Genomic DNA, 17,707 nt, shown 5'->3' on the forward strand with positions numbered 1-17,707 from the left:
CATTTGGTTTATCTGCAATTTACCCAGCTAATGGAAGATATACGACACAGAAACGACAGGAAGGAGAGTGTGGATTTTATGTTGTTCGACACGCACACTCATATGGATGCTCCCCAATTCGACGAAGACCGGGAAGAGGCAATCCAGCGGGCACTCGAAGCCGGTGTGACCCGGATGATCAATATTGGATTTAACCGGGAGACGATTCCGACTACGATGAAGCTGGCAGAAACTTATGATTTTATATATGCAGCGGTAGGCTGGCATCCTGTAGACGCCATTACCATGGAGGATCAGGACCTGGATTGGATCGCCTCTTTGTGCAGTCACGAGAAAGTGGTGGCTATAGGAGAGATCGGTTTGGACTATTATTGGGATACGTCTCCGAAAGAAGTTCAGCACCGAGTGCTTCGGCGTCAGATCGGACTGGCCCGGGAATTGAACATGCCGATTGTCATTCATAATCGGGATGCGCATGAAGATATCGTGAGAATTTTGCGCGAGGAAAAAGCCTCCGAGGTGGGCGGTGTCATGCATTCCTTCTCCGGAAGCTGGGAAACGGCCAAAATATGTCTCGATATGGGATTCCATATTTCGTTTGGCGGGCCGATTACCTTCAAAAATGCAAAGCAGCCCAAAGAGGTTTTGGCGCAGGTTCCGCTTGATCGATTATTGATCGAAACGGACTCCCCTTACCTAACACCTCATCCCTTCCGCGGGAAACGAAATGAGACCGCTTATGTAAAATTGGTGGCGGAGGCGGCAGCCGAAATTAGAGGGTTGTCCTATGAGGAATTGGCCCAAATTACCACCCAAAATGCGCTGGAACGATTTGGTATTTAACGAAAACGAGAGCAAAAGCGATGAAAAAGGGAGCATTTTCGATTAATTAAAGTTTTTTAATCAGAAAAGGCGTTGATATTACAATATTTTAACCTTTTACATGAGAAAATGTGGTTGAATGTTGCTTTACAACCTGCATACAAACAGGATATCATCTTTTCAGTGATAAGAAGCTGCGATGTGCAGATCGCGGCCGAATATTTCATGAACCGTCTCGCTTAATCTCCGAAATTTTGGGGAACGGGGGAACCGATACCGCCGTGCATACTGGTCTGAATGCGCGCAGCTGTATTTGATTTCTTTTTCGGGTCTTTGGGGTGAATTTGAAGGATCTCGCCATGAGCGGGTATCCGGATCTAGGGCGTCTCTCTTACGTCCGAACCCGACAGCTAACTCCGTAAGCGAAATAAGAGGGGAATTCTCGTGCATACCATTTCCATGATTCTAATCATCAGGAAGCCACGTTAGAGCCTCTAGTACTCTTTCAATGGCTTTCTTTTATTTTTGAATAATGGAGAGGGGATCATCATACTCTTGGTAAACAAGGGGTGGTGGTACATGGACGGAAAGACGGGAATTGACGCAGGGTGTAGATAGATAGCAGGGCGCCTTGTGAGAAAAATTGCTATAGTCACGTCAAATGCATTCATGCGTTTACCTAGACGGCGGGACTATGAAGGAGGATGGAATAGTGGGCATTTTTCAACCTGAAGAAACCCATGAATCACAATCATCCAGCATGTCTTACGCATTGAGATGGAAGCATGACAATTTGCGTCAACTGATGTTGCTCGGTGCCATGGGTGCCGTTACGGTATCACTTCTCATATCGTTGGTCGTACATGATCAGGCAGGCAAGGAGGTTCAGCTTGTCGTCGATGGTCGTGTCACCACAGTAGAAACACGTGGATCATTGCTGCAGGAATTGCTGGATGAGCAAGCGATCACGTTGAGTCCTCAGGATCAGATTTCGATGCCTTTAAACGGCGCGATCCAGGATGGAGACCGGATCATCATTGACCGGGCAATTCCAGTCAAAGTTACAGTAGGCAGCACAACCAAAACCATATTTACATCCCAGGATACGGTTGATCATGTACTTAAAGAGGCTGGTATTACGATCCAGGGTGAAGATATAGTACAACCGGCACAGAACACGAAGCTGACCAGCAATATGAATATCGATGTCGTTCGCGTCACGAAACAAAAAGTTAAAGAGACGGAGGATCGCAGTTTCCGCGTGATCAAAACAGCCGACCCATCGCTTGAGAGAGGGGATAACCGCGTTATTCAGCGGGGCGAGCCTGGTCTCATGGTGAACCATTATGAGAAGGTCTACCACAATGGCAAGCTGGTTTCCAAGACGAAGGTCTCCCAAGAGATTGAACGCAGAACGAAGGATAAAATCATTGCTGTTGGCACGAAAAAAGTAGAGAAGCCTGTCATCGTTCAGGCGGCAGCCACCGATGTAAAGGCTAAACCGGCTAAATTGTCCGGCACGAAAAAAGTAACGACCGCCAAGGCTGTCGAGAACAACGTGGTTTCTCGGGCAGGCGTTGATTTTAAATACAGCAAGGTATTGAACAACGTGTCGATGACGGCGTATTCCGCTGAGCAGCAGGGAATCGGTACACGCACTGCATCCGGTACACGCGTTACAGAAGGACGCACCATCGCCGTTGATCCTAACATCATCCCGATCGGCTGGTGGGTCTATATCGAAGGCATTGGCTTCCGTCGTGCAGAAGATACGGGCGGTGCCATCAAAGGCAACAAAATCGATGTGTATTATGATTCACTGAAATCGGCCATAAACTTCGGCCGGAAGAGCGGCCGCACCGTTTACGTGATCGGTCCGGTTAAACCTGAATTGAACTAGACGCATGAATTCCAATTTACAATACCATTCTAATGCTATACTATTTAGCTTATAATATATAATGATGAAGAAGAGGGAATATTTCCTCTTCTTTTGTTTTGTTAAGAACGGAGTATATAGGGCTAAGTTGGTAGAACCTAGAGGTTGTACAAGCCTGTTTTCTTGGGAAGGAAGAGAACAAACGCATGATTAAAGAAGTGATTGTTGTGGAAGGCAGAGACGATACCGTTGCCATTAAACGGGCCGTAGAAGCGGATACGATCGAAACGGGCGGCTCAGCGATCAATAAACAAATCCTGAAACGCATAGCGCTTGCTCAGGAGCGCAGAGGCGTTATTATATTAACCGATCCTGACCATGCAGGGGAGCGGATCCGCAAAATTGTGGATCAGGGTGTCCCTGGCTGCAAGCATGCCTTTATTCCGGAAGCGGATGCTACCCGCAAAGGGGATATCGGCGTAGAGAATGCCTCGCCAGAAGCGATACGGCGTGCGCTGGAGCGGGTACATACCTCCTTTGAGGGCGGAGAGAGCCTGATCAGTCTGGAGGACATGCTGGAGGCAGGATTATCAGCCCATCCGGAGGCTGCTGCAAGGCGTATGACGATGGGAAACCTGCTCGGGATCGGATATTGCAACAGCAAGCAATTCCATAAACGATTGGCCATGTTTCAAATATCGCGGGAAGAATTTCTGGCCGCACTTTCACAGCTGGAAGAAGGGGGCGTAAGCCAATGAATCGGATCGAGGATATATCAACACCAAGACGGACGAAGGAGATCATCTCACGGCATGGATTCTCCTTCAAGAAGAGTCTGGGTCAAAACTTTCTCATCGATCAGAATATATTGTATAAAATCGTGGAGGCTGCAGGACTGGATGAAGATAAGGGAGCGCTTGAGATCGGTCCTGGGATCGGTGCGTTAACCGAGAAGCTGGCACAGACGGCAGGAACCGTCACCGCGGTCGAAATTGATCAGCGCCTGATTCCCATCTTGCGGGAGGTCCTGGAGCCCTATGAGAATGTGAAGGTGCATCATGGGGATGTCCTGAAGGTGGATCTTCATGAGCTGTTCCGTCAGGATTTTGCGGGCGTATCGAAGGTAAGTGTGGTTGCGAATCTGCCGTATTATGTGACGACGCCGATTCTCATGAAGCTGCTGGAGGAGAAGCTGCCGCTGGAGAATATCGTGGTGATGATTCAGAAAGAAGTGGCAGAGCGGATGGCGGCCGCACCGGGAAGCAAGGATTACGGCAGCCTTAGCATTGCCGTTCAATATTACAGTGAGCCTAAGCTGGTCTGTATTGTGCCGCATACGGTGTTTATTCCGCAGCCGAATGTCGCTTCGGCCGTTATTCGCTTGGCGGTACGGGAACAGCCTCCTGTCAGCGTAGAAGATGAAAGGTTCTTCTTCGAGGTGGTCCAGGCCTCTTTCGCACAGCGGAGGAAGACGATTGCCAACAATCTGAAGAGCCGGTTCTTTCCGGGAGAAGGCCGTGAACGGCTGGAGCAGCTGCTGCAGGAGGCGGGCATCGAGCCTTCACGGCGCGGCGAGACCCTTAGTATTGAAGAGTATGCCCGGCTTAGCAACATATTGTACAACGCGGATATTCGTTAATACAGCCATTAGGGCGCCCATAGACCCGCGGAAGGTCTCGACGCGATAAATTGATGTTTCCAAGAACCAATAGTCACAGTGGCCCATACCATAGGGTAGGGGTGATGTTGTGATGAACTTGGGAGACTTGGTCGTTCGTAAATCCTACGGCGGCGATGTAACGTTCCGGGTAGAAGGCATGCGGCAAAATAACAATATCGTCATCAAAGGGACGGAATTCCGGTTACTGGCCGATGCTCCCGTTGATGATCTGGTCACGGTCCCGCATCCCACCTTAAGCGAACGAACAAAGCAGGCACAGATCAAAGCCAATGAGTCGCTGGACCGCCTGCAGAAGCACAGACAGGAGCAGAGCGAGCGTCAACTGGCCAGCCTGCGCAATATCGAAGGCGGCCAGCTTGCGGATAAAGGATATTTTGACGTGCCGGGCAAAGTGCTGCATTTGGATGGGGATCTCCAATACCTGAAGAAGAGTTTGACCTTGTACAATCAGCTTCGGGTCCCAGCGGAAGGCCATTATATCAATGAGTCGGGGATGGCCGATTCATTATATCGTCTTCTTCCGCGGGTAAGACCTGATATCGTGGTAATTACAGGTCATGATGGAGTTCTGAAGAGACGACAGCCATACGATTTATATAGCCTGGACAGCTATAAAAATTCACACAACTTTGTCACGGCCATTCAGGTAGCACGTCAATATGAGCGGAATCTGGATTCCCTGGTCATTGTAGCCGGAGCGTGCCAATCGCATTTTGAAGCGCTGCTGCAGGCAGGAGCCAATTTTGCCAGCTCGCCGGGGCGAATCCTCATTCATGCCCTGGATCCCGTCTACGTTGCCGCCAAGGCAGCCTATACGTCGGTCAGGGATACCGTGAACATTCATGATGTCGTTCATCATACGATCAGCGGCAGCCAGGGCGTGGGCGGAATCGAGACGAGAGGCAGCTACCGGATCGGTCTGCCCAAGCTGCAGGATTTGTCCACATTGAAGGTTACGCCTTCGGTCAGTTAGGCTCATACTGTGTGCTGAAAGAGGCTTATCGGCCGTTGAGGAAAGACCCGAGAAGAACCCCACAAGCTGGGGTTTTTTATTTTTTGTTTCAATTCTTTAAGAAAGTTGTCAAAAAAAATACATAAAGCTTGTCAATTTAGCACATATTAAAGCAAATGCACACGAGAAATACAGGGTCAAAAAAAATACGTTGACAATATATTTTTGATGCTGATATAATTAATGTTTTTGAATTGACAAATGACTGAATCTTTTGTATAATGGACAAGGAAAGAGGTGGTCGTCGACAATGGCTAAAAACGCGCTGTTGGAAATCAAACGCAGTCTCGATGCCCATTTAGGGCAAAAAATTACGCTTCGGGCTAACGGTGGCCGTCGGAAGACCGTCGAGCGTACTGGTGTTTTGGAAGAAACGTACCCTTCTGTTTTCATTGTGAAGCTGGATCAAGACCAGCAAACTTTTAAACGTGTGTCCTACAGTTATGCCGATATTCTGACCGAAACCGTGGAAATCATGGTAACCGGTGATGACAACGAGATGCGAATCACCTATATCAAGTCATAACGATATGTCATGAGAGAGCAGTCTCCACTTACAGGGAGGCTGTTTTTTGTTGCCATCGAACCGGGGAGAATGACAAGCGAAAATTAAACGCATACTAAGGCTGCGCGAGGCCTTCTTTATCCGTTCCATATGCGGAGATGGAGGTTAAGCTTGCAGGGGGCGTAAAAGGTCACTGCATCGCGCCGGATGCTGTTCATGCCATACTCAATACATTTTCCAAGGAGGCGGGATTGATGAGCAGGAGAAGACGAAGCATTATGTCCGATCAATTGAAGACCGAATTGGCTAAGGAATTGGGATTCTACGATACCGTGGAAAAAGAAGGCTGGGGAGGCATTAAGGCCAAGGATGCCGGCAACATGGTAAAACGGGCGATTGAGCTCGCCGAGCGGGCAGCCCGCAAATCCGATCTGTAAGAGAAAGACCATAACGCGGCAGGGGCTTCCGGTTAAGCGGAAGCCCCTGTTTGTTTACCTCCATCAAACGGTCCCATGACTTCAAAGCCTGAGTTTGTTAATATAGAGGCATTAGATGTTTTTCCTCGAATATGTTAAGTTCAAGCATATGGGAAAAGCTAAGGATAGGTGAACGTTCTTGAAAATATACGAAAAAGCACCGGCCAAAATCAATTTGATGCTGGATGTACTTCATAAACGTCCTGACGGCTTTCATGAGGTAGAGATGGTCATGACGATGATCGACCTCGCCGATCGGCTCGAAATGTCCGAACAGAAGCGGGACACCATCATCATCACCTCACAGGCAGGGTACATACCGTTGGACGAGAAGAATTTGGCCTTTCAGGCAGCAAGACTAATTAAAGAGCGCTACGACGTGAAACAGGGTGTACATATTCACCTGGACAAAAAAATTCCCGTTGCCGCTGGGCTGGCAGGAGGCAGCAGTGATGCAGCGGCAACACTGCGCGGCTTGAACCGCCTCTGGGGACTGGGTATCCCCCAGGAGGAGCTGCTCGCGCTGGGGGCAGAGCTCGGCTCGGATGTGCCGTTCTGCGTAACGGGCGGCACCGCACTGGCTACAGGGCGCGGCGAGGTACTCACGCCGATCCCGAATCCGCCGCAGTGCTGGGTGATCGTGGCGAAGCCGCCGATCAACGTGTCGACGGCGGAAGTGTACGGCCGTTTGCGCAGCGAGCAGATTCAGCGCCATCCATCCGCAGAGCGCATGGTAGAGGCGCTTACGCAAGGCAGCTTCCAGCAGATGTGCCAATCGCTGGGTAACGTTCTGGAGGAGGTTACCTTGAAGATGCACCCGGAAGTTCAGCAGCTGAAGGAAGGAATGCTGAAATTGGGAGCTGACGGCGCGCTCATGTCCGGAAGCGGTCCTACGGTCTTCGGCTTGGTCTCCAAGGAATCCAAGGTAGCCCGAATTTATAATGGCCTGCGGGGGTTCTGCAAGGAAGTGTATGCCGTTCGCCTGCTGACTTAGAAACGGTTATGTTTGACAATTCGGGGTCGAATTTCAAACAAAGTTGTATAAATACGTACAAAGGTGTTATATTTAACATATAATATTCGGATTTAGCGAGGAACCCTAGGTGAAAAAATTAAAACGAAGCGAACGATTGGTCGATATGACCCAATATTTACTATCTAAACCGCATACGCTGATTCCGCTGACGACGTTCGCCGAGCGATATGGAGCAGCCAAGTCATCCATCAGTGAGGATTTGGCGATTATTAAGGACGTGTTCGAGAGTGAGGGACTCGGAGAGCTTCAGACCCTGGCCGGCGCAGCGGGAGGAGTCAGATACATTCCGAAGCTGCGCAAAGATCATGCCTTGCGGTTTGCGGAGGAGCTGTGCCAGCAGCTTCAGCAATCGGATCGGATTTTGCCGGGCGGATATTTGTACATGTCTGATCTGCTTGGACAACCTTCGCTGATGAACGAGGCGGGCAAGATCATTGCCACGGCGTTCGCCGACCGGGATATCGATGTAGTCATGACCGTGGAAACCAAAGGGATTCCACTGGCTTATGCGACAGCGGCCCAACTGAACCTGCCGGTCGTACTAGTTCGCCGGGACCATCAAGTGACCGAAGGGTCGGCCGTAAGCATCAATTATGTGTCGGGCTCGCACAAGAGCATCCATACCATGTCATTATCCCGCCGGGCGCTCAAGGAACGCTCCCGCGTGCTGATCGTGGATGATTTTATGAAGGCAGGCGGGACCATTCAGGGAATGGTTGACCTGCTGGGTGAATTTAATGCTGAAGTCGCAGGTGTCGGTGTGCTGGTAGAGTCGGGAGCGGTGGAAACCGAGGAAAGACTTCTGGAGGACTATATTTCACTGGCCATCTTAAGCGATGTGGACTCCAAAACGAAGAGAATTACCGTCAACCCTGGTAATTATTTCGAAAAATAGAGTCGCGATATTTGTCGATATAATAGCGTTTTCATTCGAATTAGCCCGAAGTCTGTCGAAAATATCACATTCTAAAAAAAATTCCTGTTTTTAGGACATTTTGTATTAGAAAAAAGAAGGATTTCTGGTTTGCTGTGTGGAATTATACACCAAGTCTCTGATGGAAAAAGGTGGTGAACACATATGCAAATTACGGATGTCAGACTCCGCCGTGTTAACTCTGAGGGGAGAATGAAGGCAATCGCATCCATTACCATCGATAATGAATTTGTCGTTCACGACATTCGCGTCATCGACGGAAACAATGGAATGTTTGTTGCAATGCCGAGCAAACGCACTCCTGATGGAGAATTCCGCGACATTGCCCATCCCATTTCTTCCGGTACTCGCGAGAAAATTCAATCGGCTGTATTGGCCGAGTATGAGCGAGCGGCTACTGAAGAAGAAGTGATTGAAGAAGGCGCTTAAGATTTACAATTGGGGTTCAAGGAAAAGAGAGCCATACCTGTGGCTCTCTTTTCTTTTTTTGTAGAATGATATATATTCAGTAGTGAGTTCAAGAGGAGGAGGCATGGCCCTTGAAAAGATTTGCTATTGTGCTCGCCGCTGGGCAGGGCAAACGTATGAAATCCAAACTATATAAAGTGCTGCATCCTGTTTGTGGCAAGCCGATGGTCGGACATGTATTGCAAACCGTACAACAGGTAAACTGTGAACGCAGTGTTGTGGTCGTAGGCCACGGCGCGGAAGCGGTTCGCACCTATCTGCAAGACGCAGCCGAGTATGTACTGCAGGAGCAGCAGCTCGGAACGGGTCACGCCGTGAAGCAAGCCAAGGAATTACTTGGCGGCGAAGAAGGCTCCACGATTGTCATTTGCGGGGATACTCCTCTGGTGACGTCCGAGACACTGGAGAATCTTTTGAATCTGCATGAGAGCAACAATGCGGCCGCTACGGTGCTTACCGCGCATATGGATAACCCGAAAGGCTACGGCCGGGTCATTCGAGGCGAGGATGGCAGCGCACTTCGGATTGTTGAGCAGAAAGATTGCAGTCCGGAAGAGGACGCCGTCACTGAAATTAATACCGGTACCTATTGTTTTGACAATAAAAAGCTATTTGCTGCACTGGACAATGTAACCAACCAGAATGCGCAGCAGGAATATTACCTGACCGATTGCATCGGTATTCTGAAACAAGCCGGCGAGACCGTGCTTGCTTATCAGACGGATGATTACGCGGAATCGATTGGCGTCAACGACCGTCTGGCGCTGTCGGAAGCCGAAGGCTTCATGAGAGAACGCATCAACCGCACGCACATGTTGAACGGTGTTACGATCATTGACCCGTCATCAACCTATATCGGGGCTGATGTTAAGATTGGTTCAGATACCGTGCTCTATCCCGGTACCGTCCTGAAAGGAAATACGGTGATCGGTGAAGATTGCGTGATAGGACCGGATTCCGATATCGAGGATTCCGTTATTGCGGATGGTGCCAGCGTCAAACATTCGGTGCTCAGCAGTGCTGAAGTCGGCTCTCGGACCTCTGTAGGACCGTATGCTTATCTTCGTCCAGGCGCCAAGCTGGGGAATGATGTAAAGGTGGGGGACTTCGTTGAAGTGAAGAACGCCACGATTGATAACGGCTCTAAAGTATCTCATCTCAGTTATGTGGGTGATGCCAAAGTCGGCAAAAACGTTAATATCGGCTGCGGTGCGATTACAGTCAACTATGATGGTTATAATAAGTCCATTACCGAAATTGAAGATGATGCATTTATCGGCAGTAATGTGAATTTGATTGCACCGGTGAAGGTGGGCAAAGGCGCATTCGTTGTTGCAGGCTCTACCATAACGGATTCCGTTTCGGATAATGATCTGGCCATCGCCAGACAGCGTCAGGAGAACAAGCCAGGGTACGCAGAGAAGATCCGGGAACGCGCTATCGCCAAGAAGAACAAGAAATCGTAATTATCCCTGCTTCCTTTACCAAGATATGAAGCGGTGATCGGATACCTAATTCAACGAACCAGCACGGAGGGTTTTTATTCTATGACTTATCTTGATTCTAAATTAAAAATATTCACGTGTAATTCCAATCCTAAACTTGCCCATCAAATCGCCGATTATATCGGCATTCCGATGGGGGAATCGCATACAACCAGCTTTAGCGACGGCGAGATTCAAGTAAAGCTCTCCGAGAGCGTGCGGGGCTGCCATGTTTATATTGTGCAGTCCACCTGCTTGCCGGTGAATGATAACCTGATGGAACTGCTGGTTATGGTGGATGCGCTCAAGCGGGCATCCGCGAAGAGCATCAACGTGGTTATTCCGTATTACGGATATGCCCGTCAAGACCGCAAAGCGCGTTCGCGGGATCCGATCACCGCTAAGCTGGTTGCGAATCTGATCGAAAAAGCAGGAGCTCATCGTGTCATTACGATGGATCTGCATGCGATGCAGATTCAGGGATTTTTCGATATTCCGGTGGATCATCTGCTCGGGGTGCCGATTCTTGCCCAATATTTCCGTTCAAAGCAGATCGAGAACCCTGTCGTTGTATCTCCGGATCATGGCGGTGTCGTTCGCGCGAGAAAGCTTGCTGATTTCCTGAATGCACCGCTGGCGATTATCGATAAACGCCGCCCTGAGCCGAATGTCAGTGAAGTCATGAACATTATCGGGAATATCGAAGGCAAGACCGCCATTCTGATTGATGACATTATCGATACCGCCGGTACGATTGTGCTGGGTGCCAATGCGTTGATGGAAGGCGGCGTTAAGGAAGTCTACGCGTGCTGTACACATCCGGTTCTCTCGGGCCCTGCCCATGAGCGCCTGGAAAACTCCCCGCTGAAGGAAGTTGTTGTAACAGACACCATTCCGATCACCAATCCGAACCCGAGCAGCAAGCTGACGGTATTGTCGGTTGCTCCGTTGATGGGTGAAGCCATCATCCGGGTTCATGAGGAATTGTCGATTAGTAAATTGTTTGAAATAGAATAATAAACCGTGTAAAGGCAGGGTTACATCTCCTCATGAGGAGATGTAACCCTTGTCGGCTATGGCGACTTTGTAGCTTGGGTTAAGCAAGAGCAGGTGAACAGCCTGGGGGAAAACGTTTTCATAATTTCAGCCTGATAATACGTGCTGCGCAGGCTATCAATATCCGGGCCTGGAGATGAAAGTGAACGTGTTCCGGTTGTATAGCGTCCCCTCAAGCTCGACAAAGTAGGCGTCGACTGCAGTGATCAGACCCACGTCGATGTGACAACCCAGTTCATAGACTTGAACAGGGATGCCATGCTTCATATGGTATTGAAAATGACTGTGGTGCGTTAATTTCTGTTCGAAAGCTTTCAATGCCGATTCACCTTCTTATGAGGGCATAACGCCGATAGGTTTTGTTCATATTGTACTCAGAAATGCGCAAAGAAGAAAGTATAAATCGTGAAAGGAATCAACCTGTGATGAAATGGATTGTCGGACTGGGCAACCCCGGTTCAAATTATGAGAAGACACGCCATAATGTTGGGTTCATGGCGCTGGATGCTCTGGCAGAGCGACACGGCATGAAGTTCAATCAGAATAAATGCAAATCGGTCATCGCGGAAGGGATGATTGGCGGCACTAAAACGGTCCTGATCAAACCGATGACGTTCATGAATCTTTCAGGCGAGGCCGTGCGTGCTTATATGGATTATTATAAAGTGAGTCTTGAGGACATGATTGTGGTCTATGATGATTTGGATACCGTCGTCGGTAAGATCCGCCTGCGATATCAGGGCAGTGCCGGAGGACATAATGGCATTAAATCCATTATTCAGCATACCGGGACGCAGAGCTTCAACCGCGTCCGAATGGGCATATCGAGGCCTGAGCCAGGTTATGCCATTGTGGATTATGTGCTGGGTACATTTCCGAAGAAAGAACGCGAACAGCTGCAGAGCATGGTTGAGGAGACCTGTGACGCGCTGGAATTCAGTCTGGATCATACCTTTGAGCAGACGATGGCGAAGTTCAACAAGTCCTAGAGAAGCATTATAGGATGGAAGCAACCTGCCGGAAGATCGAAGTCTTAAACGAGGGAATTCCGGGCATACTGAAGGTATATACGACCTTCAGGAGGCATATGATGGCGATAACCTATGTTTGCAGACACTGTCGGGCTTTTCAGGGCCGCATCGATTCCAATCAAGTATCCGAAGCCCGTCTCGGATTTGATTCCTTGACCCCTGAGGAACGCAAGGATATAATAGCCTATGATTTTAACGGAGAAGTGATGGTACGGGTAACCTGCGATCATTGCAGAGAAGCCCTCGAAGCCCATCCGGAACTTAGCCTTTTGGCAAATCCCCTGCAATGAGAGTATAATGGGGTTAACGACGTTTTTTGGTAGAAGACATACAGCGGCAGGCCCTGCCGCTGCTCTAGCCTTGGCAGTTTTGCTCAAGGCTTCTTTTCGGTTATAATTTTTTGGCAATCGTCTAAAATTCCATGAGAAATAGAGTCTAGGAAATTCATTTCTTTTGCATAAGAGAGGTGCCCCCTTTTGTTACAAGCACTTATTGATGTATTTTCGAAGGATTCGGACTTCAAATCCATAACCGCTGGCGTTCAAGCCGGCATGAGGGAGCAATTGATCTCCGGTCTTTCCGGGTCGTCCAGACAGATCTTAATGGCTGCATTGCACCAGGACCAGCAGCGCCCGCTGCTCGTGGTCACTCATAATATGTTTTCAGCCCAGAAAATTGCGGATGATTTACAGGAAGCGCTCTCACCGGATCAAGTGTTATTATACCCGGCGAATGAGCTGGTAGCAGCCGAGTCGGCCGTTTCAAGCCCCGAGACTCTGGCGCAGCGGATTGATGTTCTCGTCCGTTGTGCAAGAGGCTTCCGGGGTATTGTCGTTGCGCCATTTTCCGGCGTGCGTCGCCTTCTTCCCGCTCCCGAAGTGATGTCCGATGCCCGAATCGTGCTCCATGACGGCGGTACACTCGTGCTGGAATCCTTTCTGAACCAGATGATCGAGATGGGATATGAACGGGTGGAGCGCGTCGAGAGCCGCGGCGAGATGAGTGTCCGCGGCGGTATCATCGATTTTTATCCGATGACAACGACCATGGCGTACCGCGTAGAACTGTTTGATGAGGATATCGACTCGATTCGTACCTTCGACCCGGCGGATCAGCGCTCGATTGATAAGGTCCGGGAAGTCACCATTACACCATGCAAGGAAATTATTGCCGATTCGGAGCGGCTTAGTCGCACAGCGGATACGGTGGCCCGTCTGCTGGAGACGCAGCTCGAACGCATGAGTGATCGTCAGGCCAAGCTCCGTTTGCGGGACGAAATACACCGGGAAGTTGAGATGCTGCGCGAGCGGATGTATTTCCCTGAAATCTATAAATATATCTCCCTGTTGTATCCGGAGAAGACCAATTTATATGATTACTTGCCGAAGGATACGATTCTGATTATGGATGAGCCTGCTCGCCTGTTAGAAACAGCCAAGCAGCTGGAGCGGGATGAAGCGGAATGGAATTTGCATCTCATGCAAAATGGCAAATCGCTGCCGGATCTGCCGCTGTCGCTGGATACGGAAGAACTGATCTACCAGCATCCCTACCAGAGCCTGTTGATCTCCATCTTCCTGCGTCAGGTGCCAAGAATGCAGCCGCAAAATATTGTCAATATGATTACGCGCGGCATGCAGGATTTCCATGGACAGATGAACGTGCTCAAGGCCGAGATGGAACGCTGGAAGAAGTCGGGCGTTCAGGTCATGATGCTGGCAGGCGATGCAGAGCGGATGGACCGTATGCGGCGGGTGTTGCTGGACTATGGCATCGAAGAACCGGTGATGTATGAAGGGCATTTGCAAAATGGCTTCGAGATGCCTTCGGTCCATGCTGCTATTATTACAGAGAGTGAGATGTTCTCCTCGAAGCAGCGTAAAACACGCAAAACCACGAAGAATATGGACAACGCCGAGCGCATCAAGAGTTATACGGAGCTCAAAGTCGGCGACTATGTGGTGCATCAAAACCACGGTATCGGGAAATATATGGGGATCGGGACGCTCGAAATCAACGGAATCCATAAGGACTACATGCATATTTTGTATGCCGGGGGCGATAAGCTGTCCGTTCCGATTGAGCAGATCGATCTCATTCAGAAATATGTCGGTTCCGAAGATAAGGAGCCGAAGGTTTACAAGCTGGGTGGAAATGAATGGACACGGGTTAAGAACAAGGTTCGTTCTTCCGTTCAGGATATCGCCGACGATCTGATCAAGCTGTATGCCGAGCGTCAGTCTGCGCCTGGATACGGTTTTGAGAAGGATACGTCGGAGCAGCAGGAATTCGAGGACATGTTCCCATATGATGAAACACCCGATCAGCTTCGGGCCATTACCGAAATCAAAAAAGACATGGAACAAAACCGACCGATGGACCGGCTCCTGTGCGGTGATGTCGGTTACGGGAAAACGGAAGTGGCGGTTCGAGCTGCCTTTAAAGCGGCGATCGAAGGGAAGCAGGTTGCGGTGCTGGTACCGACAACGATTTTGGCCCAGCAGCATTACGAGACGTTCCGGGAGCGCTTCGCCAATTATCCGATCAACATTCAGGTGCTGAGCCGTTTCCGGAGCCGTAAGGAGCAGAATGAGACGATCAAGAAAGTAAAGCAGGGCTCCGTCGATATTCTGATCGGAACGCATCGACTGCTTTCGCAGGATATTGTGTTCAAGGATCTGGGACTGCTGATCGTGGATGAAGAGCAGCGATTTGGCGTTACGCATAAGGAGAAATTGAAGAAGCTGAAGACCAATGTCGACGTGCTGACGCTGACGGCAACGCCGATTCCGCGCACGCTGCATATGTCGATGCTCGGTGTTCGGGATTTGTCCGTGATCGAGACACCGCCGGAGAATCGTTTTCCAGTGCAGACTTATGTCGTAGAGCATAGCCAGACCCTGGTGCGGGAAGCGATCGAGCGGGAGCTGGCCCGGGGCGGTCAAGTTTACTATCTTTACAACCGGGTTCAGGGCATTCAGGAGATGGCAGCCCAGATATCCATGCTGGTACCGGAGGCCCGAGTGGGTGTGGGACACGGCCAAATGTCGGAAACGGAACTGGAGAAGACCATTCTCGACTTCCTCGACGGCGAATACGACGTATTGGTGAGCACAAGCATTATTGAGACGGGCGTGGATATCCCGAATGTCAATACGCTTATCGTGCATGATGCGGACAAAATGGGCCTCTCCCAGCTGTATCAGCTGCGCGGACGCGTCGGACGTTCCAACCGAATCGCATATGCTTATTTCACGTACCAACGGGATAAGGTGTTGACCGAAGTGGCCGAGAAGCGGCTGCAGTCCATTAAAGAATTTACGGAGCTTGGCTCCGGATTCAAGATTGCGATGCGGGACCTGTCGATTCGCGGTGCGGGCAACCTGCTCGGAGCGGAGCAGCATGGTTTTATTGCTTCCGTCGGGTTCGATTTGTATTCACAAATGCTGGCGGAGGAGATTCAAAAGCGCAAAGTCAGCATGTTGGGTGAGCCGCCATTGCCATCGAAGGACTGGAACACCTCCATCGATCTGGGGATTGATGCTTACTTGCCGTCTGATTACATTTATGACAGCATCCAGAAGATCGAAATTTATAAAAAAGTGGCTGTCGTTTCGTCTATCGACGAATCGGCTGAGCTTGAGGACGAGCTGCTTGACCGCTTTGGCGAGCTGCCGCTTGCGGTAAGTAACCTGCTTGCCGTATCCCGCTTGAAGGTATATGGTCGTACGTACGGGATCGACTCCATCATCCAGCGCGGCGATGATGTGCTGCTGCAGTTTTATGAAGGGCAGGACAAAGCGATTGATACAACAGGGCTTGCGCAAATTGGAAATATGTTCGAAAGACGTGTACAATTTGAACAAGGGCCGACTATGGCCATTCGAATCAAAGGCAAGGGACTTTCCGATCAACAACTGTTAGAATTGCTGGAGCAATTCCTGGAGGCCGCAAAAGGGCCATTCAACCTGAAGGGAGAACTACAAAATGCCGTCAAGAAATAACAAGGCATGGAAGACGTTTATTGTATCCATCACAGCAGTACTATCCATGTCGATGATCGCTGCGTGCGGAAACGACAAGACTAAGGGAACCGAAGATGATAATAGCAAAGTTATCGTCAAATATAAGGGTGGAGAAATTACCGAGAAGGAATTTGATCTGGAACAGCGCATGATTCAGTTCATGTCCCCGGAATACGCCCAATTTTTACAAATGGATGAATTTAAGGAGTATTTGGCGAAACAGGGGGTAGCCTATGAATACCTGTACGCCAAAGCTGACGATAAAGCGAAGGAAGCTGCCGGGAAGCAAGCGGATGATTTGTTAAAGCAGCAGAAGAGCGGAATGGGCGAGGAGCAGTTTAAAGCTGCTCTGGAATCGCAGAAATTGACGGAAGACGACCTCAAAAATTATATGCTTCGCGTCATGACCGTCATGGAGCACGAGAAGAATCAGGTAAAAGAAGAGGATATCAAGAAGGAATTCGATGCGAACAAGAAGGATTATACCAACATTAGCGTTCGTCATGTCCTGATTGGTTTTAAAGATACCGAAGGCAAGGAGAGACCTGAGGGAGAGGCGCTCAAAATTGCCAAGGAAGTACAGTCCAAGCTGAATAAAGGGGAGGATTTTGCTGCTTTGGCGAAGGAATACTCCCAGGACCCGGGCTCCAAGGACAGCGGGGGTCTGTACGAGAACAAACCCGCAGGCAGCTGGGTGCCTCAATTCAAGGAAAAGGCCTTAACGCTGGAACTGAACAAAATCAGCGATCCGGTAGAAACCGATTACGGCTACCATGTCATGAAAGTGGAGAAGCGTGAGGAAGTGTCTTACGACAAACTGCCTGCCGATCAGAAGGAAGGCATTCGAAATGAGCTGGCTTCGGCGAAGATTGACAACTTCATGCAGAATGAGCTTAACGACCTGATTGAGAGCATGAATCTTCCGAAAAGCGAGAATGCGGACAAGCCTGCCGAGGGCACGGGAGACCAGAAGACAGACGGTACAACCGACAAACCGGCGGAAGGTGATCAAACACCGGATGCAGGCAAGGACGACACAGGTAAATAAGCCGGCAGACAAGCGGTCGGGCAATGATATTGTAATGCGTTGGGGCAATGCCGGATGTATGGCCAGCGCACGCAAGAAATGGTGGGATCTTCGAATCCATAACGTGCGAAATCGCGCGTTATGGATTTTTTCTCCCCTGACGTCAGTCTCTTTCGAATGATATTTATTTTGGATTTCGCAACCAACAGAGGGTAGATGATGTATAAGGAATTGGGAATGGATGAATACTATGGTCAGACATTAACTCTTA

At 49.7% G+C, this 17,707-nt stretch carries 17 protein-coding genes and 1 riboswitch; of the genes, 16 read left to right on the plus strand and 1 reads right to left on the minus strand.

The window, feature by feature from the left end; translation table 11 throughout:
- Positions 1-78 precede the first annotated feature (78 nt).
- The 12 genes from MKY82_RS00140 to MKY82_RS00195 all read left to right on the plus strand — a co-directional run bounded on the left by MKY82_RS00140 (position 79) and on the right by MKY82_RS00195 (position 11,314).
- Positions 79-843, plus strand: coding sequence for a TatD family hydrolase (locus MKY82_RS00140; RefSeq protein ID WP_194540292.1), 765 nt, complete (start codon positions 79-81; stop codon positions 841-843).
- A 205-nt stretch (positions 844-1,048) separates the two neighbouring features.
- A riboswitch (cyclic di-AMP (ydaO/yuaA leader) is annotated at positions 1,049-1,263 on the plus strand.
- A 271-nt stretch (positions 1,264-1,534) separates the two neighbouring features.
- On the plus strand, positions 1,535-2,722 hold the full coding sequence (locus tag MKY82_RS00145; protein ID WP_339295223.1) for a G5 domain-containing protein: 1,188 nt from the start codon (positions 1,535-1,537) through the stop codon (positions 2,720-2,722).
- Positions 2,723-2,907: 185 nt separating this feature from the next.
- Entirely contained in the window at positions 2,908-3,459 is a 552-nt protein-coding gene (gene rnmV / locus MKY82_RS00150; RefSeq protein ID WP_194540294.1) for a ribonuclease M5, read from the plus strand.
- On the plus strand, positions 3,456-4,340 hold the full coding sequence (rsmA, locus tag MKY82_RS00155; RefSeq protein WP_339295224.1) for a 16S rRNA (adenine(1518)-N(6)/adenine(1519)-N(6))-dimethyltransferase RsmA: 885 nt from the start codon (positions 3,456-3,458) through the stop codon (positions 4,338-4,340). Before rnmV ends, rsmA begins: the two co-directional genes overlap by 4 nt.
- A gap of 112 nt (positions 4,341-4,452) precedes the next feature.
- Positions 4,453-5,355: a sporulation peptidase YabG gene (yabG, locus tag MKY82_RS00160; RefSeq protein WP_339296621.1), complete on the plus strand. Its 903-nt coding sequence runs from the start codon at positions 4,453-4,455 to the stop codon at positions 5,353-5,355.
- 289 nt (positions 5,356-5,644) lie between these two features.
- Complete coding sequence (locus MKY82_RS00165) at positions 5,645-5,920, plus strand: Veg family protein (protein ID WP_006207415.1); 276 nt, start codon at positions 5,645-5,647, stop codon at positions 5,918-5,920.
- A 233-nt stretch (positions 5,921-6,153) separates the two neighbouring features.
- A complete protein-coding gene (locus MKY82_RS00170; protein WP_009591920.1) occupies positions 6,154-6,336 on the plus strand; it encodes a small, acid-soluble spore protein, alpha/beta type in 183 nt (60 codons plus the stop codon).
- A 178-nt stretch (positions 6,337-6,514) separates the two neighbouring features.
- Positions 6,515-7,369 (plus strand): 4-(cytidine 5'-diphospho)-2-C-methyl-D-erythritol kinase, encoded by an 855-nt coding sequence (gene ispE / locus MKY82_RS00175; protein WP_216535570.1) that lies wholly within the window; start codon positions 6,515-6,517, stop codon positions 7,367-7,369.
- Between the two features lie 109 nt (positions 7,370-7,478).
- Complete coding sequence (gene purR, locus MKY82_RS00180) at positions 7,479-8,306, plus strand: pur operon repressor (RefSeq protein WP_071221086.1); 828 nt, start codon at positions 7,479-7,481, stop codon at positions 8,304-8,306.
- A 183-nt stretch (positions 8,307-8,489) separates the two neighbouring features.
- Positions 8,490-8,774 (plus strand): septation regulator SpoVG, encoded by a 285-nt coding sequence (spoVG, locus tag MKY82_RS00185; RefSeq protein WP_006207419.1) that lies wholly within the window; start codon positions 8,490-8,492, stop codon positions 8,772-8,774.
- 110 nt (positions 8,775-8,884) lie between these two features.
- Positions 8,885-10,279 carry a bifunctional UDP-N-acetylglucosamine diphosphorylase/glucosamine-1-phosphate N-acetyltransferase GlmU gene (gene glmU, locus MKY82_RS00190; RefSeq protein WP_339295225.1) on the plus strand — a complete coding sequence of 465 codons (1,395 nt, stop codon included), beginning with the start codon at positions 8,885-8,887 and terminating at the stop codon, positions 10,277-10,279.
- An 81-nt stretch (positions 10,280-10,360) separates the two neighbouring features.
- Positions 10,361-11,314, plus strand: coding sequence for a ribose-phosphate diphosphokinase (locus MKY82_RS00195; RefSeq protein WP_006207421.1), 954 nt, complete (start codon positions 10,361-10,363; stop codon positions 11,312-11,314).
- Between the two features lie 156 nt (positions 11,315-11,470).
- Here MKY82_RS00195 and MKY82_RS00200 read toward each other — a convergent pair whose 3' ends face one another.
- Positions 11,471-11,671 (minus strand): hypothetical protein, encoded by a 201-nt coding sequence (locus MKY82_RS00200; protein ID WP_071221084.1) that lies wholly within the window; start codon positions 11,669-11,671, stop codon positions 11,471-11,473.
- A gap of 107 nt (positions 11,672-11,778) precedes the next feature.
- On the opposite strand from MKY82_RS00200, the gene pth reads away from it, so the two are divergent.
- From pth to MKY82_RS00220, 4 genes are all read left to right on the plus strand, one after another.
- Complete coding sequence (gene pth / locus MKY82_RS00205; RefSeq protein ID WP_076326543.1) at positions 11,779-12,342, plus strand: aminoacyl-tRNA hydrolase; 564 nt, start codon at positions 11,779-11,781, stop codon at positions 12,340-12,342.
- A gap of 101 nt (positions 12,343-12,443) precedes the next feature.
- Positions 12,444-12,674 (plus strand): anti-sigma-F factor Fin family protein, encoded by a 231-nt coding sequence (locus tag MKY82_RS00210; RefSeq protein ID WP_339224257.1) that lies wholly within the window; start codon positions 12,444-12,446, stop codon positions 12,672-12,674.
- A gap of 186 nt (positions 12,675-12,860) precedes the next feature.
- Entirely contained in the window at positions 12,861-16,388 is a 3,528-nt protein-coding gene (gene mfd, locus MKY82_RS00215; RefSeq protein ID WP_194540298.1) for a transcription-repair coupling factor, read from the plus strand.
- Positions 16,372-17,457 (plus strand): peptidylprolyl isomerase, encoded by a 1,086-nt coding sequence (locus MKY82_RS00220; protein ID WP_194540299.1) that lies wholly within the window; start codon positions 16,372-16,374, stop codon positions 17,455-17,457. The genes mfd and MKY82_RS00220 overlap by 17 nt, the downstream gene beginning before the upstream one ends.
- The last annotated feature ends 250 nt before the right edge of the window (positions 17,458-17,707 follow it).

The sequence above is a fragment of the Paenibacillus sp. FSL W7-1279 genome (genome assembly GCF_037969845.1).
Lineage (GTDB): Bacteria > Bacillota > Bacilli > Paenibacillales > Paenibacillaceae > Paenibacillus_AQ.